Raw genomic sequence first — 23327 nt, 5'->3', positions numbered from 1 at the left:
AAACGGCCTCCTCTTATCGTTTGAAACGATTCTGGAGTGGGATGCGATTAGGCTGTGGTTATCCTTTCGTTTGCGTCGATCAGGCAGTTGTCCATTATTATGGAGTTCTCCACCTCTCCCCTCTCTATGACGGTGTTGTTCCCTATACTCGTGTAAGGACCAATGTATACGTTGGCCTTTATGGTTGTTTTTTCTCCTATGATGGCTGGGCCGCGGATTAACGCCCCCTTTTTGATTACGCTGCCCCTCCCTATGGAAACCCTCCCCTGTATGGAGCTGCCATCTTCAACCTCCCCTTTCACCTCCGGTTTCAGCTCGTCGAGGACCAGCCTGTTGGCCTCAAGTACGTCCTCAGGTGTTCCAGTATCCTTCCACCACCCATTAACGAATCGATAGCCCACGTTGTATCCATTCTCTATCAGAAGTTGAATGGCCTCCGTTATCTCAAGCTCACCCCTCCACGACGGCTTTAATCTCCCAATCATGTTGAAGATCATAGGCCTTAGAAAGTAAATGCCCGTTAGGACATACCTGCTCGGGGGCTGCTTTGGCTTCTCTATCAGGCCTATCAATTTCCCATTCTCATCGAATTTCGCTACCCCGAAGCGTTGGGGGTTCTTCACTTCGCATAGTAGGATCATAGCATCGTAGTTCGAGCCTTCGAAGTCTTCAGCGAATTTCACTATGCCACCTTTCAGTGGGTTGTCTCCCAAGTAGACGACAAAGGGCTCATCGCCTACATATTCCTTGCACAGCCATATGGCGTGGGCTATGCCTTTAGGCTTACCTTGATGGATGTAGCTCAATTTTGCCCCGAAAGAGCTCCCATCACCATAATATTCTTTCACCTTTTCAGGGTGAATATCCCCTAACACTATGGCTATCTCGCTTATCCCGCATTCAAGCAGGCTTTCCAAGACATATTGGCTTATCGGCTTGTTGGCGACGGGTATTAACTGCTTTGGTCCAGTATGGGTTAATGGCCTAAGTCTTGTGCCCCTCCCCCCATGTAGTATTATGCCCTTCAGTTTACCCACACCCCAGCATGTCCTTTATTTTGCTCATGCTGGAAGTATGCCGATATTGTAAAAGTTTCGTCATTCTGAGTATAAAGCTTTTCAAAATCTGCGCGTTTTTATAAAAACATACGTTAACGCTTTCTGCATCACCTAATGCGCTTTAGAACCCGTAAGTTTTAGTATAAGCTTCCTTGATTTAGGGTGGCATGGTGGAAGAGAGCGTAAATTTTGCAGGCTGCTGTATAAACAGGTTGAAGGCGAGTTAAAAGCAGTTCCGCTAAATATTTAACGAGTAACATCCTCTTTCCAGCTCACCCTAGCAATTTTGAGGGCAGTAAAGCTAAAAGGCTGTGGAGGATAACGTAAAGGCTATCCATTGAAGCAAGTAATCTAATCATGTTCTTAACCTTTCACGAAGCTTATCCAATAGTGTAATTTTAGCCATTAAATATTTGAAAAGCTTTTTATCGCTTACTTTACGCCTGCTTTGAACGTTAAGCCTCTTATTCCATATTTGCTTAAGATTTCTTATGGCATAGTTAATAGATTTCAGCGTGATGCGTAACCTTTCAGGACTTTTATTTTTTAAGCTTGAGAAAAGTGAATCGATGAAAAGGAGGAGTAAATGTACGGGGAGAATCTTTAGCAAGTTTTTGAACTCAAGGTTCTTGATCAGCGTTACTATCATGTTCCTTTGGAAAAAGTAAAGTGATTGAATATTGCTTTCTTTAAATGCCCCTCCAATGGCATGATAAACTACTGAGTTTGGGATGAATATTACTTTATAGCCTTGAAGCCACATTCTCCAGCAAAGGTCCGTTTCCTCCCTTAGAAGGAAGTAATCCTCATCAAACCCTCCGACTTCTTCAAACACATCCCTCCTAACAATGAGGGCAGCCCCTTACCAGCCAGAGTGGTGAGGGGCTTATTGTAGCGGTTTGCCTCCTTATTTAATCTATTTCATAGGTGAAGCCGTAAGGTGTTAGCTTATGGCCGCACGTGTCGAGCCTACCGGGGTCATCCATCCTAAGCAGTTTAGCTTGTGCAGCTCCAATACTTGTATCCAATTCTAAGGTACTCACTAGTTTAGTAAGCCACGCTGGATCAACTTTGGTATCCACGTTAAGGAAGACGATATACTTACCACTAGCATGGTTAGCCCCCACATCATTGCCCTTAGCAAAGCCATAATTCTCAGGATTTTTAACAATCTTAGTGCGTGGATTAAAGCTATATCTCCGCTCTAGATATTCGCAACTTTCATCTGTAGAAGCATTATCGACAAATATTACCTCAAAGTTAGGGTAATCTGTGCAAAGAACAGACTTTAAGCATTTATCAATATACTTTAACCCGTTGTAATTTAAGATAATTACCGATACAAGTGGAAATTTTTTGTCAGTTTTTCGTTCCATTAGAATTCTACATGCGCTTTAGTTAAGTCACAAACTTACTGAGGAAGCTAGCTACAAACTGCATTCTCATAGGAAGGAACGCTTTTATGCGTACTAGATCCTCTTCGTGTATGGTCTTCAAGGCTACTAAAGCAAGGAAGTAAACTGTGGCGAAAAGCAATGGGTAAAGCGGGAATAGTACAGTCGAAGAAGAAAGCGCCATAAATGGTAAAACAACAAACGATGCAATGAATGAAGATATTATGGATTAAACACCCCTCAGCATCAAAGCGTGTTGATATGCATCTTTTTAGGGCAAGTAAAGTTATCAGCAATGTAAAGAATGCTATAATTGCCTTAGCTATGGCCGCACCTCTTATACTCAACGAAGGAACGAGAAAAGAAAGGGTAATTAGATAAGCCATAAAAGATATGGCCTGCAAGCCAAGGAATTGCTTTGTCTTTCCTAATATCATAAAGTTTAAGTTAAGGATTAAAGTGAACCCTGTAGCGAAAGCGCCAAAGGACATTATCATAAACGGAAGGATCGCTCCTGAATATTCAGGCCCGGTTAAGAACGCTATGATATATTTTGAGAACAATATGGCTGCGAATATTAAGGGAATGTAGGTGAGGAAAATATATCGAGAAGTAATCTTGAATATGTCACTAAGAGAGTCTTTTCTATATTTACCGTAAAGCTCTGAGACTTGAGGATAAAGAGGAGTCAACAGAGCCTGTAAAGGCAATAACAGAAAGCCATAGACAATAGTTGCAGTTTGGTATATTCCTAAGTCTGAAAGGGAGCTTGGTCCAAATGAAGACATTATCTATCCAATCCAAAAGAGTGCTGATTAGCCCGATACCTAGAAGAGGGAGGGAAAAATAAAGGCGAGTGCGTTACAGCTGGGACTATAAACCTGTAGTCTGGGGTGAAGTGGTCCTCAATGGCCCTTTTACCACGGCCGACAATGAAGCAGAATTCCCTAAATCCCAAGCCATAAAGCTGCTCAAAAGGAGTTGGAGGAAGGGTTTTACACATAAGTTGTTGGACTTATCTTTGGCGAAGATGGGCATCATTTCCTTGGGCTGTTCCTTAGTTGCGGAAAGCAGCCTAGTGTCTAAGCCGACGGCTGGAATGACCACCTTTTTAATCGTTTCGGGCTGCAAGACGCCTTTCCTCAAATTCTTTCAACAAAGGGTTATGTACGGCTTCAGCTTTCTCAGAGCTCAGTCCATTTATTCACTATAGCTATATTATTCCGAACTCTATGGGTGTCTTTCTAGGCTTCGGCCCTTCCGGTGTAAATATTATGCCCCATGAATCTATTTCCGACATGCCTATGATGAGCTCCATGTCTTTTCTAAGGTTTTCAGCGACTTCAAATACGGCTCCGCCGGGCACTTTAACTCCTTGAAATACAACGTCCACCATACACCTTCCTATGATCTTTAATCTTCCACTTTCGTCTGCTGTTCTGAGCTCGTAAGGCTCCTTTATGGGTATGAATGCGCCGAGCTCATCCGCAAGCTTTTTAGAGATAACGCTTTTGCTGGCACCAGTATCTACAATGGCCTTAAGCTCAATGGACTTATCCCCGTACCTTAGCTTAACATCCGCATTAGCTTGCTCGGGCTTCATGATATCTCCTAACGTATACAATGTTTGGAGGATATTTTAACCCTTCCCTTATGGCTCGGTAGCATTTTCTAGCGCGCTAGTATAAGCGTCCACTCTCCCTCAAATCTTCAGGTACAAGGAAACCGATCGGCTTATCCTCTGGAAGGTGGATGCCACGCGCGCTAATACTTTCTCCATATTTTTAACCTTGGGCACGTTTCCATATTTCACAAATGTTTGGCTTCCTGATGATCCCTCGCTTTATTAGGAATCTATCTGAAATTTTTCTCATCCTTTGTACTCTCCTCCGTTTCTGCCATATTTTCCGTAAATTGAAAAGATTCCACGTAATCGCCTTCACGATAGCTTTAGCTTCTTTGAGGCGACGTTTTCTAATTTTGACTAGGGAGAATCCAAGCATAAGTATGAGGTGGATCGGCAGATATTTCAGCAGGCTCATTAGTTCATAGTTCTTTAAGATAGATGTGATCCGATTCCTCACAAAGAGATAGACTATCCTTTCGTTACCTATTTTTCGGGCGGTTCCCCCTCCCTTATGATATACGATGGCTCTTGGTGCAAATACTACCGTGTATCCAGCTAGCCAGACTCTCCAGCATAGGTCGGTTTCCTCGAAAAGGTAAAAGAAGTCCGAGTCGGTTCCGCCTATTTCGTTAAATAATTTGCGTTTGATGGCGAATGCCCCTCCTTGAGCCCCAAAAATCTCATAAACGTGGTCGTACTGCCCTCTATCACGCTCTAAGTATCCGATGATAGTGCCTATGCCGAAGAGATCTATGTAGTGGCCAGCGGAGTCAAAGCAGGTCGGGTCATCCATAAGCAGGAACTTGCATTGAGCTACTCCTATGCCCACATTCGATTCCATAACCTTTACCAGTTCACTTAGCCACTCTGGAGTAACTTTGGTATCGTGATCTAAGAAGGCAACGTACTTTCCTTTGGCATGTCTTACCCCAATATTGCGTCCTTCAGCAAGGCCTAAATTCCTTTGATTGTGAATGATGCTCAATAGTGAATGTTGGCCGAATAACTTCTTCACTAAAGCTAAACTACCATCAGTGGATGCATTATCGATGAGGATGACTTCAAAATTGGGGTAACTTGTACTAAAGACAGATTCTAGGCATTTTTGTATATGCTCTATTCCGTTATGATTTATGATCACTATAGAGACTAGAGGAAACCTCTCACTTATCTTATCAGATGTTAACATTCTTGTTGCATCTTAATCGTTTTTTTATACTAACTCTTTTTTCTTCATTAAAGTCTTGCGCGCTAACGAAATTTTCATATTTCATCAGCAACCAGAACCTACTTATGTTCTCTAAGATTTTTGATACATATCATTTGAAATGCTAATCTTGGAATTAGGTAAACGATAGGTTGTGTAAGGAGGCCTAGTAGTAGGACTATCACGCCTAAAATGCTTTTCATCCAAGTGAAATGGGCTACTTGGGTAATAAATGCAAAGCCTCGAATACCGTAAACACGGTAACCTCTTATTTTAAACTCTTTGGGAAGCCAGCCTGACTTATGTATTTGGTGAGGATTGTCCTTGGATGTATATTGAGGTAAGAAGCCAACAGGTGTAAATATTATCACTTGTTTACATGCAATTTCCTCAAGCGATTTGATTAGATCTTCTCCTTCGTTTTTATTTAGGTGTTCTATTAAGTCAAAGGCTAACACAATGTCTATGGATTCGTTTTTGAGCGGAAGGTGTCGGGCATCGGCAAGAATATAACTATCGTATATCCCCCAATGCTTTGCAATGTTCAAGGCGGGTCTGAAGAGATCAAGGCCAATCTTATAACAATTTGACATAAAGGTAGAGTTCTTCTCAATTTTTTTGAGAGATACAATTACGCCTCCCTCTCCACAACCTACATCTAACAATGTGTTTGAACACTTGTCCAATTCTCACCACAGCACGTTTACGTGAGGCAAAAAGATAGGATGCATGAACGATAGTTTTTGGATTTTAGAGCCGAATGCGCGTATTATTCGTTTAGATTTTTTCATGATCAGACATTTTAATGATGTTTGCATGTTTCAAGACTGTTAGAACTTTATTGGATGTGCAAACTATCGTAGCTAGAAGGGAGAGCCAGGATATGACCCATATAAGTATTGTTATATTCCTTATTTTCTGTTCAGTGAAAATTATTTTTATTTCATTCTTTCCGCCTTTATCAAGGTAAAAGCCGTTAGCCCATCCGAGTGCGTATGTGGGTAGATGTTCAAGTTTTTTGCTATTGGTATATGCCTCCCAACTTGGATGGTAAGATTCGCCTAATGTGATGAAGACGGGTTTCTCTGAGTCTACGGATACTTGGTACTCGGTTTCACTAACCTTAACTGAGTAGATGTTAGGTCGCTTGGAAGAAGGAATCCCTTCAACACCCACGTTTTTACCATTAACCGAGGATATTAAGATCTGGTCTATAGCCATAGATTCTCCTGTAAAGCTTATGGATAAATCGTGATAGCCACTTTCCAGGTAGAAAGGAGAGACTTCATGCCATCTGAAGTTTTCCGTTTCTCCACCTTGCATAACAGCTAACATTTTGCCATCAACCTTAATTGTAGCCCCTCCATTTATCTTGGCCCGTACATAAATTGTATAATATCCGTTTTTCAGGATGGGGAAACGCTTTGTGGCCTCCCCCTCCCTAAGAACTAACGCCGCATATCCATAACTTAACGATTCTCCACTCATGTGCTTCCAATATCCACTTCTCGGAACGAGTGTAGCTTCTCCCTCATAGATAAGGAGGTAGGATTGTGCTGATGCAACCCAACTTCTAGTTTTATTGGATATCAAGGGATCTCCCAAGAATAGGAGGTTTGAAATTTTCAAATACTCCTCAAATACTCCCTCGGATGGCATAAGATCTCCAAATATTAGAAGTTGTCGGCTCTTATCAAATCCAGGGACGTAGAGGAATAGGCTTGGGCCATTCGCTAGCATTGGCCCACGCGTGGTTGGGTCGCCAACGTACCACCAGTTTTGAATAGGGCTGAGCAAGGGATAATAGGCCTCCATGAAGGAAATGTCATCAAACCATGTCACGCCAGGGTTAGTGTTGTCATAGCTCCATCCACCCATGAGATATATAACGGCTTTCGTAGCATTTTGAGGGCTGATACAAACTCCTGAGGTACGCCACCAATCTCTCGTTCCATCGATTCCGGTTTGTATTATATTCCCGCCTAAACTTCTGAGTCCATCATCATAGAAGACTACTTTAAGATGTGCCCCTCTCACGTTTTGAATTTTCATCCAGCCAGATACATAATATGAAGTACCTCCCTTTACATTCACGACCTGGCTCACGGCCACCCAACCCCTCTTAACCCTCTCAATCCTTAAGGAAGAGTTACCTGAAATGCTGGTGGAATTGTCGATAACTATCTTTTCCTCAAGCGGTAAACCCCAGTTGTTCACCCCCTCCTCAAAACTCGGATTTAAAATGAGGTTGCCTGTATAGTTATATATAATAGGGCTTTTAGTGGCATTAATATATGAAAGTGGCGCAACTAGTAAGACTTCATCGTATACGGATACATGTGGACTAAACTCTAAATTTTCATAAACTAAGAAGTTAGTCTCGTTGGCTATAAGCTTAAGATCCTTTTGCGTGTTAAGAATTTCGACGATCTTCTTTGGACTTCCAACCACGTAATAATTAAAACCCCATCCTCTAAGCTTTGGATCCCCTTCCCCCCATTCCTTCAATCCTTCCATCTCTAAATTAACAATTACATATTTGATGTTGAACTGAGCTAGACTAGCCCCTATTTGTTCTGTCCATCTATAGACCAGAGGCTCAAGCACCAACCTCGTCAGCTCTGGGGTTGTGGAGAATGTATGCGGATCATAAACTCTGAGGTCGCTGATAAATTTTGGATGTTGAGGTAGCCAAAGGGTTCTGAAAAAATCTTCACTTGCTCTATGGCCTGATAACCATCGATTTGCATCCTGAAGAACTTTAGGTACTTCCATACCTGAGAAGCTCACTCCATTAAGAAAGGTGGCCAAATTATTGCTTGGATCTCTTAAGGGAGGATTTACATCGTAGGTAAAGAGCGTAAGGAATGGTGATAGGATTATTACGCTCAAAATTGATAAGTTAGCTACATGACTAATGACGTGTAATGCCCTACTCCCTAGGCGCTTTTTGCTTAGCAATTCGCTGGAGGATATCCTCTTGTGTACTTCATCTACCGCTATGGCAACCAGTATTAGGAAATCCCATATTAACATGTAGTGTATTTTTACTAAGTCCTTAAAGAGGATCATAAATGGGAAGACCCGGTAGAAGCCTACGGCCCATTGGCTCATATTAAGTCTCCAGAAAAGCATTATTGAAATGCCAGCCAGTAGAAAGCATAAGAAGTATGTTGCCCTTCTTCTGTCCCTAATTAATAATGTGAAAGAGGCTAAAATTCCTAGGGCATATGTAGCCCTTATGAAGTTGTTTGTTGAGTATGGGTGGCTTGAAAAGAAATCTATTATTTGTTGAACGTATTTTGTAAAATTCCCCTTAATAGCATAGCTACCGAAAGTTTTGGTTGTAAAAGTTGGATATTGCAAGGTTTGAGAGATTGGAAGAATATATGCTGGTAGAAGAAGAAGGAAGTTTATTGCAATCAAACATGTAACCAATAAGAAAGATTTGGTGGCATACTTTCGGCTACCTCTGTAAATAACTTCAGCTAAGTATAGAGCGAATATGAACGGCATCGAGTAAAATACTGCTTGGGGATTTAGCCATCCAAGGAATATTGATGCTAAAAGTATATTGCGTATTCTTTTCCTACCGCAATTCTCATTTAACGCCTTAAGGAGGAACAGAAGGAGAAGAGGAAAAGTAGCATGGACTCCTAGTAAGGGAGCTCCGCCTTCCAAAAATTGCGGAATGGTTATTGAGTTCACACCATATGCTATAGAGATGGCAAACTTCCCAACGTTAGACTTCATAAAATAGTTAAGAAACAAGTACATGGTTACTGAGGATATTGGCATGAGAGAAAGGTAATAAAGTTGTTGAGCCACTACTATATTATTGAATGCCAGTAACCTTGTAATTATTTGCAGAATGAATATACCTGGAACATCAGCGGAATAACCTCCCAGGCCATAAGGAGTCCAAGATGAAAGCAACGAGATTAGAAGGTCTTTATCAGTAATGAAAAAAGGCATAAGATCACCTATGGAGAGCATGGATCGAGTAAAGAAAATGTTCCTGTAAGCTAAACCGAAGATTATGGTTAATGAAGAGAGCAAGAAAATCAGGTGAAGCTTTTCAATATTTATCTTTTTCAAAAGTTGGTCGTGCATTAAAGACTTCCCTATAAATCCTCTATTGTTGAAGTTACACTTGAAACTTTGCTATTCAAACTTTTTCTCCAATAATGATGTTGTCAGTATATAACGGTTTACTTATCGGCATTGATTGACTAAGTTTCAAGAACAAATAAACCAAATGAGGCGGAATGAATTTTGGAAAGACATAGGGCGTGAGGAAAGCTTTCTTGGATAAAATGACATTAAAGTTGCTTGATCTAAACATTAACTCCATTTCTCTTTTCGTATAGTACCTCCCACCAGAAGCGGAAATAAACTTCTTATTTTTCCTCCAAAAAGCATCTCTGTTTTCGTATATGCATATCAACCTACCTTTCGGTTTTAAAATTCTATGGACTTCCCCCAGAAAATTAAGAGGCTCTGAAAAAAACTTAAAGGTTCGAACGAGAAAAACGCTGTCAAAAGTATTCGGCAAGAATCCCATCTTCTCCCCATCCATAATTAAAAGATTACAAAAGCGGGACCCTCTCCTTTTTGCTACTTTCACCATATTTTCGGCGAGATCTATACCATAATAATTGATACCCAGTTTATTGAGTATGGGAATAAACCTTCCAGTTCCACATCCTACATCAAGAACTTTAGTGCCTCTAATATGCACGATAATGTACCACTTTTCAAGAAAATCAATATAGTTACCTGTAATGATTCCAAACCTAGACTTATCGTAATTGCTGGCTTGTAAATTGTATAACTTGATAAGTGTGCCTTTATCCATGTTCAAATTCATTCGATGCGTGCTGAATTATTTCCACTATCACGAAATGGCTACTAAGAATACACGCATAGTTAGCGCACGCTTTCATATACTTTTGCCATTAGCTTACTCAATTCATTCAGATCAAAATTCCTTTGAACAAATCTTCTCGCTTCTTCTCCTAATTTTCTTGCAAAAAGTTCATCTCGCAGTACCTTATCGATTTCATTAGCTAGATTCTTAGGATTGTTTGGCTCTACAACCAACCCATTTATATTATGCTTAACAATCTCTGGTAAAGCGCCGACGTTAGTTGTGATTACAACTTTTCCTGATGCCATTGCCTCAAGCATTGATAAAGGATATTCAGGTATACCTACGGAACTTTTAAATGGGAAAACCACAATATCACTTATATTAACAAAGTTCTCGGGATGAGCAACAATTCCTTCTATGTATTTGATGTACTTACCCAGCCTCAGTCTTAATTTTTCAACAAACAATCGATCTTTCCCGTAAAACCCTGGAAAAAGTAAAAATAGGAGTTTAAGTTCTGAAAACCTCTCTTTAAGTAAGATGAAAGCTTGGCCTAACGTATCTAAACCTCTTACTCGCGGCGTTGTTCCATGGCCAAGATACAATAGTATTCTACTGCTTAGACCAAGACTTTCTTTAAATTCAGGGTTAATAACTGGTCTCCATTCTTCTAGGTTCACGCCAGGGGGTATTCTCTTTACGATCACTTTAGGAATAATCCGTTGAAAGTATCTTTTCATGCGATAACTCGGTACAATTACTTGAGCCAGATTGGGGATGCCGATGAAATATTTGGTTAAAAAGTTAGGATAGAGAGGATTTTCTATGAAAGATATAATATTCCCTCTTACTTTGGCGTCATGCAAAAGTTCTGAAAATAGTAGTCTTTTGTATATGCTCAAGATGAAGGGTCGTTTATACTTTATGGCAAAACGTCTTAAGAAAGGTAGAGCTTTGGGGCTTCCCATGTGCACGTGTAAAATGTCTAATTCCAGCGAGTTTATCTCCTTAATTAGCTTTGGATTAAGTAAAAGAGGAAACTTCCACTTAAACTCCTTAACTAAAAATGGGGGATTGTGGCCTTCCTTTGCGTGGAACTTGTTTGTGAATATTACAAACTTAAAGCCCTTTTTCATAAGCACTTCGGAAAAATCGCTAATCTGTTTAGATGGCAGACCTCCATATCCGTAAAAGAATTCTTCTACGATATGACCGATAAACATTTCACACTAATCTTCTAGTCATATCAAAGTGCTAACTACTGATTCGTAGACTTTCATGGTCTCTTCAGCCGCTCTCCTCCATGAAAAGATCTTTGCCCTAGAAAGGCCCATGTTAATAAGTCTTTCCCTCAAAGTGGCATCATTAAGAACTTGTATTATTAGTTCCACTAAATCGTCCACCGAATAAGGTTCAAAGTACAGAGCAGCATTTCCAAGGATCTCAGGGAGAGCTGCCGAGTTGGAAGATAATACAGGACAACCCGATGCTATTGCCTCTAGAGGAGGAAAACCGAAGCCCTCATAAATGGAAGGGTGTACATATAGGTCTGCAGCGTTATAGAAGAGAGCTATATCACTGCTGGAAACATACTCAATTGGTAAAACGCATCTTGCTATACCCAACTTTTGCATTAATTTCCTAGTATCCTTTCTATGTTTACCTATCCTTATAAGGAGAAATCTGTCTGTATAGCGTTGTAATACTTTTACAGCTTTTAGCAGGGTTCGAATATTCTTGTTGGCTCCATCACCGCCCACATGAAGAATGATGAGTCTATTCCTTGGAAGGTTTAACCTATTTCTAGCCTTAAGTTTATCCCTCGGTCTGAACAGATCATGATTTAATCCATAGTAAATAACGCGTAGCTTATGTTCAGGAACTTTGATCAGCTCTTTTAGCTTCTTTTCAACATAATGTGATGTGCAAATAATTTTCTCTGAATTAACTATAGCGGCTTCAATACTTTTCCTCATCCACCTATTCCAAAAGTATGTCTCTTCGGGATGTAATGAGAATGGTTTAGGGTATAGTGGAGTTAGCGTAGGCTCGCGTTTAATATCTCTTCCATAAGTGATTATGTCATGCAGGGTAAATACACAAGGTCGATTAACTTTTGACCACATGCCAAGTTCTGAATTAGCTATATGATACAAATCATAAATGCCCTCTACATGCTTTGGGTAATTCATTCCTACAATGAGTTTCATCGCACTAGACTTTTCGAAGTGAATCATGGAAATGCTGATGTTGTACTTTTTAAGTTCCTCAAAAAGGGAAAAACTATATCTGCCTATACCAGATGACCTCGGATAGAGATTAAAGAGTGCTACGCGAAGAGACTTCATTTGATCGTCTCGCGAGCTTTGTGAAACGCTCTCAAGCTAAAGTAATTTTCCCCTTTTCGGTTCAAGCAGGTTTAGCTATTATGATGAAACTCCATGAAAAAAGGTTGTAGAGAATTTTCAATCTGGAGCCGAGACCGGTGGGTTCAATTTTGATGATCTTGTAACCTGCTTCTTCGAATAGCCGTCTACTTGTTTCTAAGGTAAAAAAACGGAGGTGAGTGACTGGATGTTGACCCAAACCTCTTCCATATTCAAATTTGCCCATTAAGTATTTTAGCCTGAACTCAATGCGTACCGCGTTTGGAATACTTGCGATAACATAACCAGGAGGGCTTAACCACCTTTTGAATTCTTTTATAACTTTATCTGGTCTTCTTAAATGCTCTAACACATCGGCAAATATTATGATGTCAAATGATCCTTCTGGATAAGGTAATAGTGATATTTCTTCCACATCCCCAATAATGACATCATCTGCTATTTTTCTAGCTAACTTAGCAGCAACAGGGTCTATCTCTATGCCAACGACAAAACATCCTTTTTCCTTGAGCTTCTTGGAAAAGTGTCCACTTGCACACCCTACCTCTAGAACCCTCTTGTTTCTATCAATATACTTTAAGATTTTCATATGAACCCCATGAGGAGATAGGTCGAATTGAAATCCTGTAGCCTCGTGTCCTTTATCTTCAAACATAGGAATGTTCATGACTCATACGCGATTTAGATAACCCAATAAAGCCTTAGCTGAAACTCTTGTTGAGAATTTGCTTACTACGTGTTCCCTGCAAAGGGAGCGCATCTTTTGGGGATAGCCATTTACCCATACATCTTTCAGTAATTCTCTAAATTCATCTGGTGTATCAGCGAGCCACCCCGTCACTTTATTACGAATAGTTTCAGAGGGGCCTTGAGAGTTATACGCGAGTACTGGAGTGCCACAAGCCATACTTTCAACAGGAATGAAACCAAAAGGTTCTTCCAGTTGCGGGAACACTGTCATGAAGGCATTAGAGTATAATTGTCTTAAAACCTCGATTGAAGATACCCAACCTACGTTCTCGGCATGACGGATATGTGACTTGCCCATATTTTTCACTGGATAATTAGTTGCGATTTCTTCCAAGATCTTCTTATCTGATCCATCACCATAAGCAAGTAGATATTTCTCGGCAATGCCCTTACTCCTCTCAGGTTTAAATAACTCAGTGTCGATGGGTTGGTGAATTATTTTCGGGTAAATTCCCGTAAAATAATGTAAGATTTCAGCAGTATACTTGCTGTTCGCAAGTACGAAGTCAAACTTCCTAATGTTTTCTAACACTTTTAGGAATAACGGTGCCGAGAAAGTTCTCAAAGATAATTGAAGGAGCTTGGGAAATCCCTGTAAAAACGAGGGCAATAGCGTAAATCCCAATGTTTGAGGTAGACCTTGACAGTAATAGCCTAACAGAGCCTTAAAACTCCACTTTGATATAGAAAGAGCATAGTCATCCATGAGAATGTAAAAGTCTGGCTCCTTATACTTATGCGCAAATCTGGCCATTTTACTGCTAATATTGCCACGCAATGTATCTTCAATAACTAAATCACGAAATGTTGGAAATACTTTTGTACCTTCAGCGACTTTCTCATAAATCAGTCTAGTACCTTCTGGAAGATCAAGCTCTAAATACTTATTTCCAAAGAGTGTAAGCACGGTGACTTCACAACCTTCTTGAAGCAAACCCTTACACCAACAATAAAGTACCCTTTTTGCGCTTCCTCCTAACATATATGGTCTTAAGAAAATAATTTCCATTTTTTTCCACTACAAAAAGGAAGAATTTAGAAGAAACGCTTTTTTATAGTCATGCTTAGTGTACATTCCTGAAACTCCTTACTTTAATGTTCATTTAAAACTTCTGTGCTAAATAGCTATCGCGCATCCAACATCTAAAATGCACTTACTTCTACCGACATATAATGATCTTAGCATGTAGACTATGCTTCTCTGCCACAAACTTATACTTCAGCTTTACTGGTCCAGCTGAGAACATAAAATATAGCGGTTTAAGCTCATCTAATGTATGAGATCTCTAACAGTTAAAGACTTTCTCACTTCAAGAGTATTTATGTTCGAGTCTTTGTTCTAACAATTCTCGAGCCTTGAAGGTATGCTCGGAATACGTCTGCCAAACGTATGAAAACCTTATGGTTATAGGAGAATATCCCAGGAATGCTCAGTGGATGCACTACACACTTAAGGCAGGTGACGTAATCGTAGTCAGAATCTATTAGGTTATAAACGTTCCAGTTAGGATCTAAAAGCCTCCCGCACCAGTCATACTCTACTTTCCAAGAGCCCTTCAGCAAAGCTTCCAGCGGGTCTTGTTGAGGGGACTGTGTAACGTCTATTAGAGCTTCTGATTGTGGCTTGCTTGACGCTTCGACGGCTTCAGGCTCTCGGAGTTGCTGCACTGACGGTCTCTGAGCAGATACACGCTGCTTTGCGATTATACCCTTAGGTTCAGACCTATCTATTACCTCTCCCTTCTCCGTAACCTCTATATCCCCCCTCTCGATGCGCTTCAGAATCCTGTGCATCTTATCCTTAGTTACGCCTAAGACTTCACCTATCCTCCTAATGCCCCAATCAGGATGCTTCCTCTTAACTTCCCAAACCTTTTTAACTAATTCCTTATCGTGATAAATGAGCATATTTTAACACCTAAAACATACGTCGCAAAGTATACTTTAAATGTGTCTCTGACACGCGACGGAACATATTGGAAACGCCGTTAACACCTGACAGAGATGCCCCACTCCCCTGATAATATCGTGTCCGAGACGCCTCTGAGACGGAATACTATACCTACGACGCGTCTTTTCCACGTATCTGGAACGTTTGTGCGACATCTTAAGTAGTCCCATCATATCAAAAACGCTTTGCAATTTTCTCAATGAGCTTGTCAGTATCCTAAACTTCATTCAAGACCTCCCTATAGACCTCCAACGTTTCTCTAGCACACTTCTCCCAGCTGAAGTTCATGCTCCTTTCTAAACCTTTCTGGCTCAGTTTAAACCTTAAGTCTTCGTTCGTAAGCACTTCACGCATCCAGTAGGCGAAACCTTCAACGTCGAACGGACCCAGCAGTATGCCAGCATCACCAACAACCTCAGGAATGGAAGTCCTGTTGCCAGCTATAACGGGGCAGCCTGAGGACATGGCTTCTAAAGGCGGGTTTCCAAATCCTTCATAATAAGATGTATGGACTAAGAGGTCTGCCGCATTGTAGTAGAAAGCCACTTCGCTGGGCGATGCTCTTCGATAAAGCACTTTATCGCTTAGCTCTAGTGCTCTTACTAATCTCTCTACCCCTGCCGTTCTCTCTCCAACCCTTACAAGTAAGGCGTTTGGAATATCGCTTAGTAATTTCTTAAACGCCTTAAGTAAAGTGGGAACGTTCTTCCTAGGCTCCTCGCTACCAACGTTTAAAATTATTGGTTTATCCAATGGTAATCTAAGCCTTCTCTTAGCTTCAAGTTTATCTCTAGGCTTAAACAGGTCGTGATCAACACCATAGTAGACGACCTTGAGCTTCCTAGGATCAATGTTAATGAAGCGAAGCAAATCATTTTTAGTGCTTTCAGATACGCAAATTATAAGATTTGCATGCTTGATATCTCTCATGCCTAATCTTAGCAATGTATCTGTAGGCGATCCCCTTACTTGAGGCAAGAAAGATATGAGATCGTGAACTGTAATAATTGAAGGTCTCAATCGTTTAGATAAAATGCTTATGCTTGGATTTGTCAAATGATAAGTAGTATAGTTATTGAGCTTAATTGATGCTAAATGGGTGTGCCAATATTTCCATATGGCGTTTAATATTTCGTGAAGAATAGGCATAAGTGCGTGTCTCCTTAATGGAGAGAATAAGGTGGTGATCGTTTTGCTATATAACCATAGTAAATCCGCATGTACACTGTTTTTTCTCATTTCGAGAAAAATAGACGATGTGTAACGTCCCACACCAGAACTAGGAGGTAAATCACATATGAGTAAGATTTGCATATGTTCCCCTCGGTTTTAATGCGCTTATACAGCAAACAGCTTCCTCGCCATTAGAAAGCTCCGAAATTGCGCATTCTAGCCAGTATCCATTTCTTTTTTTGAAGAACTTTTCCGATTTTATCGCAAACTCGCTGAAGAGGGCTTTAAGGGTATAAGGATTATAAATTCTTTCGTACGGAGTTACCTTAGCTTTGAATGCAACTGGACAAGTCACGAGCAATAAGCCTCCCGATTTTAGAATTCTTGCGATTTCCTTTACAGCTTTATGATCCCCCTCAAAATCGTCTTCTAATACTCCAACATGCTCTATTGTCGAAACTGCTATTACTACGTCAAAATAATTGTTAAGAAAGTCGGTCCTTCTAATGTCCCCCTTAACAAAGTGAAAATTTGGATATCTAATTGCTACATGTTTTACATCTAATCCGTAAGTCTCATAGCCAAGAGCAGGCAAAATCGTTGATAACGGATCGCCAGCACAGCCAACTAATAATATTTTTGAACCTTCAGGTATCAGGCTTTTCCTCAATTCTTCAATTATGAATGGATATTCAACTGAGCGCGATCCCAAATAGCTCTCATTAGAGGCTTCAGATGCCCATAAATAAGTCCTATAGATGATTCTAAAAAGCCATCTCTTAATGAGCCTTAACATAGGCTAATCTTTTTGAGCTAAAATGAATAGCCTGATAGCCATCGTAGGACAACTATAGGAAACTACCTTATACATGGCTCTCAAAATCTTGACAGTTAGACCACCCATGGTCCTACGATTTTCGTGGAGCCCCTAATTGAGAGTATATTGAAACCATAATACTTTAGTAGCTCTGTAAGAGCTCTGCACGTTGCGGTATGTATGTGTGTTGTAGGATGTGCATGATATATCTTTGGCACACCAAATACCTTTTCCCTCGATATTTCGACATTTCTAGGCTGAAAGCCCTTTCCCAGAAAGATAACCTTTTCCAACGTAGTCTGATAATGCCTCCCTTATAGAAACAACGTTTTTGACACCGTTCAAATAGATGATCTTAACGAGATAACTGAAATTCTCAGGGTCTGGCTCTACGGCGATGATCTTCTTCGCCTTTTTGCTTGCAAGTAAAGTAAATATGCCGGCGTTCGCTCCAGCGTCCAAGACAATGTCCGACCTTTTAATGTTGCTTAGGATCGGGGCGTATTCGCCTACAAAACATATTCCGTAGTAAGGCCAGAAACTTTCAGTCTCTATTGGGACTACAAACTTCAGTCCCTTAAACTTTAATGTCGTCTTCATAGCGCGCTGTTGATGCTCTCAGTATCGCTTAATTACATCTTCTAACTGCCTAGCGTGATTTTCCCATGTGTAATTCTTGGCCACATTCCAAGCCTCATATCCCATTTTCCAAGCAAGTCTTTCATCATCTAGGAGCCTACTTATGTATTCGGCATATTCTTCCGTGACTCCTTCTTTAGGAAAGTATCCATGTTCGCCATGTATGAACAATTCTGTAACCCCCGATCCTTTAGGAAATATTATGGGACATCCATGAGCAGCTGCTTCTAAACCAGTAAAGCCAAATGCTTCGGTCTTAGCATGTATCAAACATCTGGCTTTGATGTAAAGTTCCTTAAGTTCTGACCCATATTTCGGCCCTACAATTTTGAAGACATCAAAAACATCTGCTTTCTTAGCACTTTTTCGAAATTCCTCTAGAGTAATATGCGAACTCCATGGTCCAACCATAATAATTTTGAAATTTTTACTGAAGTCCCTCTTGAGCTTAATAGCTATCTTGATAAAGAAAAATGGATTTTTACCTCTCTCCCAACGTGCCACTGCTAAGAGGTAATCTCCTCTTTCCTTGGGTATGCTTCTTGTAACATCTGTTCCAGGATATACTACTCTAATGGGTTTATTGATGTTAAAGTTCATAATTCTTTGAAGGTGGAATTTTGATGGAAGAATTATCATATCAAATTTTGAAAGTAACCACTTGTCAAGGTGAGAGCCTATAGATGACAGCACTTTTCGTTTAACTTTCGACCAACTCTCCATATATGCTTTCTCAAAAATATATGAGAGTGGATCCCAACAATAGAAAGCCTTCATCGTTCTTTTAAGAGATAGCCTAGATGTAAGTAAAGTTGAACCAAAGTGTGATATAACTACATCATATTTAGCCAGTACTTTGCTTGCTTTTCCGGAAAGTATGCAGGGGTAAGCAATGTGATACAGCGAAAAGAAGGAAAAGGAAGGAACTCTCCATTCACATATCTTCCGTAGGAGGCCTAGATTCTCATCCAGATGTTTAAGATTGATGCTCTCAGCATGAACTGGAGGGATCTCCGAGACCTTGTACTTAAGCACATATACGTCACACTTAACGCCAAGCCTCTCTAGGTGGTATGCTTCTTCACCTACTATCTTAGGAGCGCTACTGGTTGGAAGCTCATCAACGAGTAAGGCTACTTTCATAATGTTTCAGGATGAACTTTTAATTCGCATGCATGATCCAATCGCTAAGCCTACGGCTTCAATGAGTTTCGTGATTAGTATACCTAATATATAGCGCGCCCATCAGATTACCTCCAAAATCCTATTAACGCGGTTCCCGTAAGTGTGTTTTCTGTAAGCTTTCTCCTGTGCTTTATATGCGATTTCTTCCCTTTCATCATTAGAGTCTATGTAATACTTAGCCAGCTCGACAAGATCTTTCCCACCTTCATACGCTGCAACTTCTTCATTCAAATCAAACATTTTCTCAATTCCATCGGTTTTGTCAGTTAAGAGAAAGGAACCGCTACCAGTAGCCTCAAATGCTCTCATGTTGACTTTATAAGGTACATCGTCCTTTACGTGTACATTAAGCACAATCTTAGCTGCATTAAAGGCCTTTACCATCTCAGGGCCGTAGATCCCATCATCTACGTTATCTCCGCACTTGAAATACTTCCAGTAGGGCCCGTAAACCTTAACCATTATGCCGGCATTTTCTAGCGCATTAATGAGCTTAGCCCTTCTTCGTGTATATGTTCCAACGAAGACAATATCAGCTTCATACTTCCTCCTTTCTTCCTCGTTGAGTTTCACCTTTTTGTGCACTGTTGGCTCGCATGCAAATGGAAGGAAATGGACATTTCTACATCCAAATTCCTTATACGCCGGAATAATTCTCTCGGATGCTGTGAAAACGTAATCGTAGGTTGATGCAATGTATCTGACTAAGCTGTTAAAGAATCTTGGATCATCAGGGTACCATAAGGCAGTCTTTGCGTTAAGCTCTCTTTTAATCCACTCTACAGTGCTAGGTTTTACTACCTCCCCCTTTATCGACAAAACAAGATCCGGGCGAAATTTCTCAGCTACCTCTTTTATATCCTCATTTACCTTATTAAGCCAAAGCATGTTTGCTATATCTCGAGCCATCTTTGATCTCGTGATTGTCATTCTAACGGGGTTTGCCAACCTTCTCAGCTTCTCCTTGTAGCCGTAAAACCTCACGTCATGGCCAAGCCTAACTAGGTTCATGTAAACGTAATGCTCTAAATTATAGTTCATGTGTGAGCCCAGAAGTAATACTTTCATCGCTGGAGAGATTTATTCGAGACCTAGTTTTGATGAACTTTTTACACTTTGACAGGGCTTACTTTAGGGCGTCCAATTCAGCACCATTTCCGCGCGCTATAACGTGTCAGCAAGCTCATTTTTTACCCATTCAATTTCTTTTTTTAGTCCTTCTTCAAGACTTACTTTTGGCTCCCATCCCAATATATCCTTAGCTTTCCTGTAACTTCCCACGAAACGGGCTATGTCCCCCTTGCGAGGTGAAAGATATTCCTTACCAGCATTAGCTTTAGTAAAGTAAAGAACTAGGTCAGCTAATTGATTTAAGCTTACTCCTCTTCCTGTTGGCAAGAGGAAAGTTTCTCGCGCAGCATCTCGATTCTCTAAGGCGAGAAGATAGGCTCTGGCAGTATCTTCAACGTACGTGTAGTCTCGAATCTGCTCTCCTGTTCCGTAAATAGGAATAGGCTTTCCCTCAAGGGCAAGCTTTATCCAAAACGCTATGAAATTATACCAGCCTCCCACCCAGTATGGCTGTCTGGGCCCATATACATTGCTAGGTCTAAGTATCACGTAATTGATTCCATAAAGCTCACCGTATATTTTGCAAAGCATCTCCCCGTATATCTTGTGAACATTATAGAAGGTTGAAGGGTTATACGGCCAGGATTCATCGGCTATATATGGTGCGGGTATATTACCATGAACGCTCCGACTGCTTGTGTAAATGAAAAGGGCATTGGTATTGTGCTTTCGCAAGGCTTCAAGAACCCTAAATGTTCCCAATGCATTCCTCTTGAAGTCCTCCTCAGGATAGTCTATCGACTTAAATGTTGAAACCTGGGCTGCACAGTGTATGACTGCATCAAAGCCCTTCACATCGTCACCTGATATTTCAGTTATGGATTTAACTTCAAGGTGAGCTCCGTTAGGTACATTGGATCTCCTTCCTGTGGAGAGATCATCGATGATATATACTTCATATCCTTTTTTGAGTAAGAGGTCAACTATATGACTACCTATGAATCCGGCACCGCCTGTGACTAAAACTTTCATCTCAAATTCGCCTCTAAATTATCTCTGCCTAAAAAGTGCCAAATTCCCCGAAATCCATTTTATCATTCGCTTAATACCTATCCTTGGATCTACTTTAGGTGACCACTTAAGAAGCCTTTCAGCCTTAGATATATCCGATACGTAGACTTTCTGATCCGCCGGCCTCCAATCAGCGAAGGATACCTTAGGATGCTTACCCGTTAAGTCCTTAAGAAGGTCGAGGAGTTCAAGCAACGAAACGGTGTTCTTCGGGCCTCCGCCAACGTTAAACACCTCATGCTTAAGGTTTGAATTTAGGAACTTGTCGAACGCCTCGATTAAATCGCCTACGTAAAGCACGTCCCTTACCTGTTTACCATCGCCGTATATTGTTATGGGCCTATCCGTCAAGGTCGCTATCACAAACCAAGATAGCCAACCTTGGTCTTCTACGCCGAACTGCCTTTCACCGTAAATGCAGGATAGGCGGAACACTCCTGTCTTCAGCCCGTATGTATGGGCATAGTCTTGAACGTAGATGTCAGCGGATAACTTTGAGCAACCGTAAGGGCTATGCCCGCACAGGTCCACTGGGAAAGTTTCAGGTAGGCCGTTTCTATACCTCTCATCAGCAAAGCAATAACGTTTCCCCTCCTCTTTTACCGGAATCTTGTTAACGTTTTCCCCGTAAACCTTGTTCGTGCTGAGAAAGACCATGGAAGCGTTGTTTAGGCGGGCAGCCTCAAGGACGTTAAACGTGCCCAAGGCGTTGACCTCAAAATCCGTCCTAGGATCGCTTAGGGAAGTGGTAACCGCCACCTGAGCTGCCGCGTGTACTATTACATCCACACCCTTCGAGTTGGCCCTAACTTCCTCAAAGTTCCTTACGTCCCCCCTAACCAAGGTGACGTTGGTGTAGCTCTTTTTCAAGTAATTCCAATTGTAAAGTGGATCTCCTACGCTTTTCCCGAGAACTCTGGCTCTGGAGAGGTTATCAAAGACTACAACTTCGTTCCCTTCTTTTGCGTAGTGCTCCGCTACATGGGATCCTATGAAGCCTGCTCCGCCGGTGACAAGTATTTTCATTAAGATCTTGCCTCCTCAATAATTTTCATGAACTCTTCCGCTGTTTTGTCCCAGCTGAACTGCTTCGCATATTCTAATGCGTTCTTGCTCAGCGTCTTCCTTAACTCGTCATCCTCTAAAATATTAGTGATTTTTTCTGCTAAATCTTTAATGTCGCCGTCCTTAGCCAGTAACCCTGTTTTGCCATTTTTAACGCTGTCCCTTAAGCCAGCCACATCATAAGCCACACAAGGTGTTCCAAGCGCATTAGCCTCAACAACATTTAAGCCCCAACCTTCACGGATACTTGGATTAACCAAAACCCAAGCCCGCCTAACCAAGTCACGCTTAACAACATCGCTAACAAAACCAAAGAACCTGACACCATCAGAAGCCATCCTCTCTAAAGCCCTCCTAAAGTAGCCATCACCTACAACCCACAATTCGGCTTCTGGCATTTTCTCCTTAACGATTTTAAAAGCCTTAATGGCATGGTCTGGACGCTTAGCCTTCTTCAAACGTCCAACGTAAACAACAGCGGGATGGCTCTCCTTCTCTGGAACTTCGCTTAAAGGCTTGAAGTTTACTCCTTCAGGAACAACAAAAACTTCCTTAAACCCTAAATCTAGCAAATCCCGCCTTGTGCTTTCAGAGACGGTAACCGTCGGCACGTCGACATAACTTCTCAACCATCCTTTCTCAAGGAAATGGCAACCAATGTAACTTATCGGGAAAGGGGCCTCGTAAAACCAGTACTCCTTGGCCAGCTGGTGAATTAAGGCGACGACTTTCTCCCCATTATTCACGAACTTAGGCGTAAGGAAGGGCCTAGTATTAATCTCGTCGACTACGACGTGGTAACCCTCCTTCGAGAAGCGCTTCTTGTAGTACTTTTTAGCTTTCCAGTAAACCGAGTACTTTCCACCGTCCCTAACAACTCTAACCCCATCCATGACCTCCTCCTTCACGCAGTTCGGGAACTCGGAGGTAAACAGCGTAACGTCGTGCCCGGCCTCAACCCACCTTTTAGCAACTTCGTAGGTGAAAACCTCAGCCCCGCCAGCCTCGGGGTTAAGCCAGCAGCGCCAATTAAATATAAGAATTTTTAAAGTTTCCACT

24 protein-coding genes and 1 pseudogene are annotated in these 23327 nt (G+C 41.2%); 2 read left to right on the top strand and 23 right to left on the bottom strand.

What is annotated here, in order from left to right; translation table 11 throughout:
• Nucleotides 1–47: 47 nt before the first annotated feature.
• The 3 genes from QW128_07305 to QW128_07295 form a co-directional block, all read right to left on the bottom strand.
• Nucleotides 48–1037, bottom strand: a complete 990-nt coding sequence (locus QW128_07305; protein MEM3833377.1) for a glucose-1-phosphate thymidylyltransferase — start codon at nt 1035–1037, stop codon at nt 48–50.
• A gap of 376 nt (nt 1038–1413) precedes the next feature.
• Nucleotides 1414–1908 (bottom strand): glycosyltransferase family 2 protein, encoded by a 495-nt coding sequence (locus tag QW128_07300; GenBank protein MEM3833376.1) that lies wholly within the window; start codon nt 1906–1908, stop codon nt 1414–1416.
• A gap of 61 nt (nt 1909–1969) precedes the next feature.
• Entirely contained in the window at nt 1970–2434 is a 465-nt protein-coding gene (locus QW128_07295; GenBank protein MEM3833375.1) for a glycosyltransferase family 2 protein, read from the bottom strand.
• Nucleotides 2435–2665: 231 nt separating this feature from the next.
• Between QW128_07295 and QW128_07290 the strand changes: the two genes are divergently transcribed.
• Nucleotides 2666–2833 (top strand): hypothetical protein, encoded by a 168-nt coding sequence (locus QW128_07290; protein ID MEM3833374.1) that lies wholly within the window; start codon nt 2666–2668, stop codon nt 2831–2833.
• Between the two features lie 78 nt (nt 2834–2911).
• On the top strand, nt 2912–3043 hold the full coding sequence (locus tag QW128_07285; GenBank protein ID MEM3833373.1) for a hypothetical protein: 132 nt from the start codon (nt 2912–2914) through the stop codon (nt 3041–3043).
• Between the two features lie 283 nt (nt 3044–3326).
• On the opposite strand, the pseudogene QW128_07280 reads toward QW128_07285, so the two are convergent.
• The 20 genes and pseudogenes from QW128_07280 to QW128_07185 all read right to left on the bottom strand — a co-directional run bounded on the left by QW128_07280 (nt 3327) and on the right by QW128_07185 (nt 23326).
• Nucleotides 3327–3583, bottom strand: a pseudogene (locus QW128_07280) (hypothetical protein).
• An 82-nt stretch (nt 3584–3665) separates the two neighbouring features.
• The gene (locus QW128_07275; GenBank protein ID MEM3833372.1) at nt 3666–4055 is read right to left on the bottom strand and encodes a retropepsin-like aspartic protease; all 390 of its coding nucleotides are present in this window, start codon (nt 4053–4055) and stop codon (nt 3666–3668) included.
• Between the two features lie 181 nt (nt 4056–4236).
• On the bottom strand, nt 4237–5268 hold the full coding sequence (locus QW128_07270) for a glycosyltransferase family 2 protein (GenBank protein ID MEM3833371.1): 1032 nt from the start codon (nt 5266–5268) through the stop codon (nt 4237–4239).
• 98 nt (nt 5269–5366) lie between these two features.
• Nucleotides 5367–5972 (bottom strand): class I SAM-dependent methyltransferase, encoded by a 606-nt coding sequence (locus tag QW128_07265; GenBank protein ID MEM3833370.1) that lies wholly within the window; start codon nt 5970–5972, stop codon nt 5367–5369.
• A gap of 91 nt (nt 5973–6063) precedes the next feature.
• Nucleotides 6064–9384, bottom strand: a complete 3321-nt coding sequence (locus QW128_07260) for a carbohydrate binding domain-containing protein (GenBank protein MEM3833369.1) — start codon at nt 9382–9384, stop codon at nt 6064–6066.
• 70 nt (nt 9385–9454) lie between these two features.
• On the bottom strand, nt 9455–10144 hold the full coding sequence (locus tag QW128_07255) for a class I SAM-dependent methyltransferase (GenBank protein ID MEM3833368.1): 690 nt from the start codon (nt 10142–10144) through the stop codon (nt 9455–9457).
• Nucleotides 10145–10215: 71 nt separating this feature from the next.
• Nucleotides 10216–11382: a glycosyltransferase family 4 protein gene (locus QW128_07250; GenBank protein ID MEM3833367.1), complete on the bottom strand. Its 1167-nt coding sequence runs from the start codon at nt 11380–11382 to the stop codon at nt 10216–10218.
• An 18-nt stretch (nt 11383–11400) separates the two neighbouring features.
• Nucleotides 11401–12507 carry a glycosyltransferase family 1 protein gene (locus tag QW128_07245; GenBank protein ID MEM3833366.1) on the bottom strand — a complete coding sequence of 369 codons (1107 nt, stop codon included), beginning with the start codon at nt 12505–12507 and terminating at the stop codon, nt 11401–11403.
• A gap of 61 nt (nt 12508–12568) precedes the next feature.
• Nucleotides 12569–13213: a class I SAM-dependent methyltransferase gene (locus tag QW128_07240; GenBank protein ID MEM3833365.1), complete on the bottom strand. Its 645-nt coding sequence runs from the start codon at nt 13211–13213 to the stop codon at nt 12569–12571.
• A 3-nt stretch (nt 13214–13216) separates the two neighbouring features.
• The gene (locus QW128_07235; GenBank protein MEM3833364.1) at nt 13217–14230 is read right to left on the bottom strand and encodes a glycosyltransferase; all 1014 of its coding nucleotides are present in this window, start codon (nt 14228–14230) and stop codon (nt 13217–13219) included.
• A 386-nt stretch (nt 14231–14616) separates the two neighbouring features.
• Nucleotides 14617–15204, bottom strand: a complete 588-nt coding sequence (locus tag QW128_07230) for a hypothetical protein (protein MEM3833363.1) — start codon at nt 15202–15204, stop codon at nt 14617–14619.
• A 259-nt stretch (nt 15205–15463) separates the two neighbouring features.
• The gene (locus tag QW128_07225; protein ID MEM3833362.1) at nt 15464–16561 is read right to left on the bottom strand and encodes a glycosyltransferase family 1 protein; all 1098 of its coding nucleotides are present in this window, start codon (nt 16559–16561) and stop codon (nt 15464–15466) included.
• Nucleotides 16539–17216: a class I SAM-dependent methyltransferase gene (locus QW128_07220; protein ID MEM3833361.1), complete on the bottom strand. Its 678-nt coding sequence runs from the start codon at nt 17214–17216 to the stop codon at nt 16539–16541. The genes QW128_07225 and QW128_07220 overlap by 23 nt, the downstream gene beginning before the upstream one ends.
• 95 nt (nt 17217–17311) lie before the next feature.
• Entirely contained in the window at nt 17312–17455 is a 144-nt protein-coding gene (locus tag QW128_07215) for a hypothetical protein (GenBank protein MEM3833360.1), read from the bottom strand.
• Nucleotides 17456–17489: 34 nt separating this feature from the next.
• Complete coding sequence (locus tag QW128_07210) at nt 17490–17837, bottom strand: FkbM family methyltransferase (protein ID MEM3833359.1); 348 nt, start codon at nt 17835–17837, stop codon at nt 17490–17492.
• Between the two features lie 18 nt (nt 17838–17855).
• On the bottom strand, nt 17856–19019 hold the full coding sequence (locus QW128_07205) for a glycosyltransferase family 4 protein (protein ID MEM3833358.1): 1164 nt from the start codon (nt 19017–19019) through the stop codon (nt 17856–17858).
• 102 nt (nt 19020–19121) lie between these two features.
• Entirely contained in the window at nt 19122–20129 is a 1008-nt protein-coding gene (locus QW128_07200) for a glycosyltransferase (protein MEM3833357.1), read from the bottom strand.
• A gap of 96 nt (nt 20130–20225) precedes the next feature.
• Complete coding sequence (locus QW128_07195; GenBank protein ID MEM3833356.1) at nt 20226–21164, bottom strand: NAD-dependent epimerase/dehydratase family protein; 939 nt, start codon at nt 21162–21164, stop codon at nt 20226–20228.
• 18 nt (nt 21165–21182) lie between these two features.
• The gene (locus QW128_07190) at nt 21183–22229 is read right to left on the bottom strand and encodes an SDR family NAD(P)-dependent oxidoreductase (protein MEM3833355.1); all 1047 of its coding nucleotides are present in this window, start codon (nt 22227–22229) and stop codon (nt 21183–21185) included.
• Nucleotides 22229–23326 (bottom strand): glycosyltransferase family 4 protein, encoded by a 1098-nt coding sequence (locus QW128_07185; GenBank protein MEM3833354.1) that lies wholly within the window; start codon nt 23324–23326, stop codon nt 22229–22231. The genes QW128_07190 and QW128_07185 overlap by 1 nt, the downstream gene beginning before the upstream one ends.
• Nucleotide 23327: the final 1 nt, after the last annotated feature.

This window comes from Thermoprotei archaeon, assembly GCA_038881895.1.
GTDB lineage: Archaea > Thermoproteota > Thermoprotei > Gearchaeales > WAQG01 > JAVZOV01.
The sequence above is the reverse complement of the archived record's forward strand: the minus strand, read 5'-3'. Positions and strand labels throughout refer to the sequence as shown.

Excerpts from the sequence above, each read along its gene's own strand:
- QW128_07230 (MEM3833363.1), bottom strand. The coding sequence starts at position 15,204 with ATGCTCATTTATCACGATAAGGAATTAGTTAAAAAGGTTTGGGAAGTT.
- QW128_07195 (MEM3833356.1), bottom strand. The coding sequence starts at position 21,164 with ATGAAAGTTTTAGTCACAGGCGGTGCCGGATTCATAGGTAGTCATATA.
- QW128_07245 (MEM3833366.1), bottom strand. The coding sequence starts at position 12,507 with ATGAAGTCTCTTCGCGTAGCACTCTTTAATCTCTATCCGAGGTCATCT.
- QW128_07250 (MEM3833367.1), bottom strand. The coding sequence starts at position 11,382 with ATGTTTATCGGTCATATCGTAGAAGAATTCTTTTACGGATATGGAGGT.
- QW128_07210 (MEM3833359.1), bottom strand. The coding sequence starts at position 17,837 with ATGAAGACGACATTAAAGTTTAAGGGACTGAAGTTTGTAGTCCCAATA.
- QW128_07200 (MEM3833357.1), bottom strand. The coding sequence starts at position 20,129 with ATGAAAGTATTACTTCTGGGCTCACACATGAACTATAATTTAGAGCAT.
- QW128_07240 (MEM3833365.1), bottom strand. The coding sequence starts at position 13,213 with ATGAACATTCCTATGTTTGAAGATAAAGGACACGAGGCTACAGGATTT.
- QW128_07220 (MEM3833361.1), bottom strand. The coding sequence starts at position 17,216 with ATGTTAAGGCTCATTAAGAGATGGCTTTTTAGAATCATCTATAGGACT.
- QW128_07295 (MEM3833375.1), bottom strand. The coding sequence starts at position 2,434 with ATGGAACGAAAAACTGACAAAAAATTTCCACTTGTATCGGTAATTATC.
- QW128_07270 (MEM3833371.1), bottom strand. The coding sequence starts at position 5,268 with ATGTTAACATCTGATAAGATAAGTGAGAGGTTTCCTCTAGTCTCTATA.
- QW128_07190 (MEM3833355.1), bottom strand. The coding sequence starts at position 22,229 with ATGAAAATACTTGTCACCGGCGGAGCAGGCTTCATAGGATCCCATGTA.
- QW128_07225 (MEM3833362.1), bottom strand. The coding sequence starts at position 16,561 with ATGCAAATCTTACTCATATGTGATTTACCTCCTAGTTCTGGTGTGGGA.
- QW128_07290 (MEM3833374.1), top strand. The coding sequence starts at position 2,666 with ATGAAGATATTATGGATTAAACACCCCTCAGCATCAAAGCGTGTTGAT.
- QW128_07205 (MEM3833358.1), bottom strand. The coding sequence starts at position 19,019 with ATGAAAGTAGCCTTACTCGTTGATGAGCTTCCAACCAGTAGCGCTCCT.
- QW128_07255 (MEM3833368.1), bottom strand. The coding sequence starts at position 10,144 with ATGGATAAAGGCACACTTATCAAGTTATACAATTTACAAGCCAGCAAT.
- QW128_07275 (MEM3833372.1), bottom strand. The coding sequence starts at position 4,055 with ATGAAGCCCGAGCAAGCTAATGCGGATGTTAAGCTAAGGTACGGGGAT.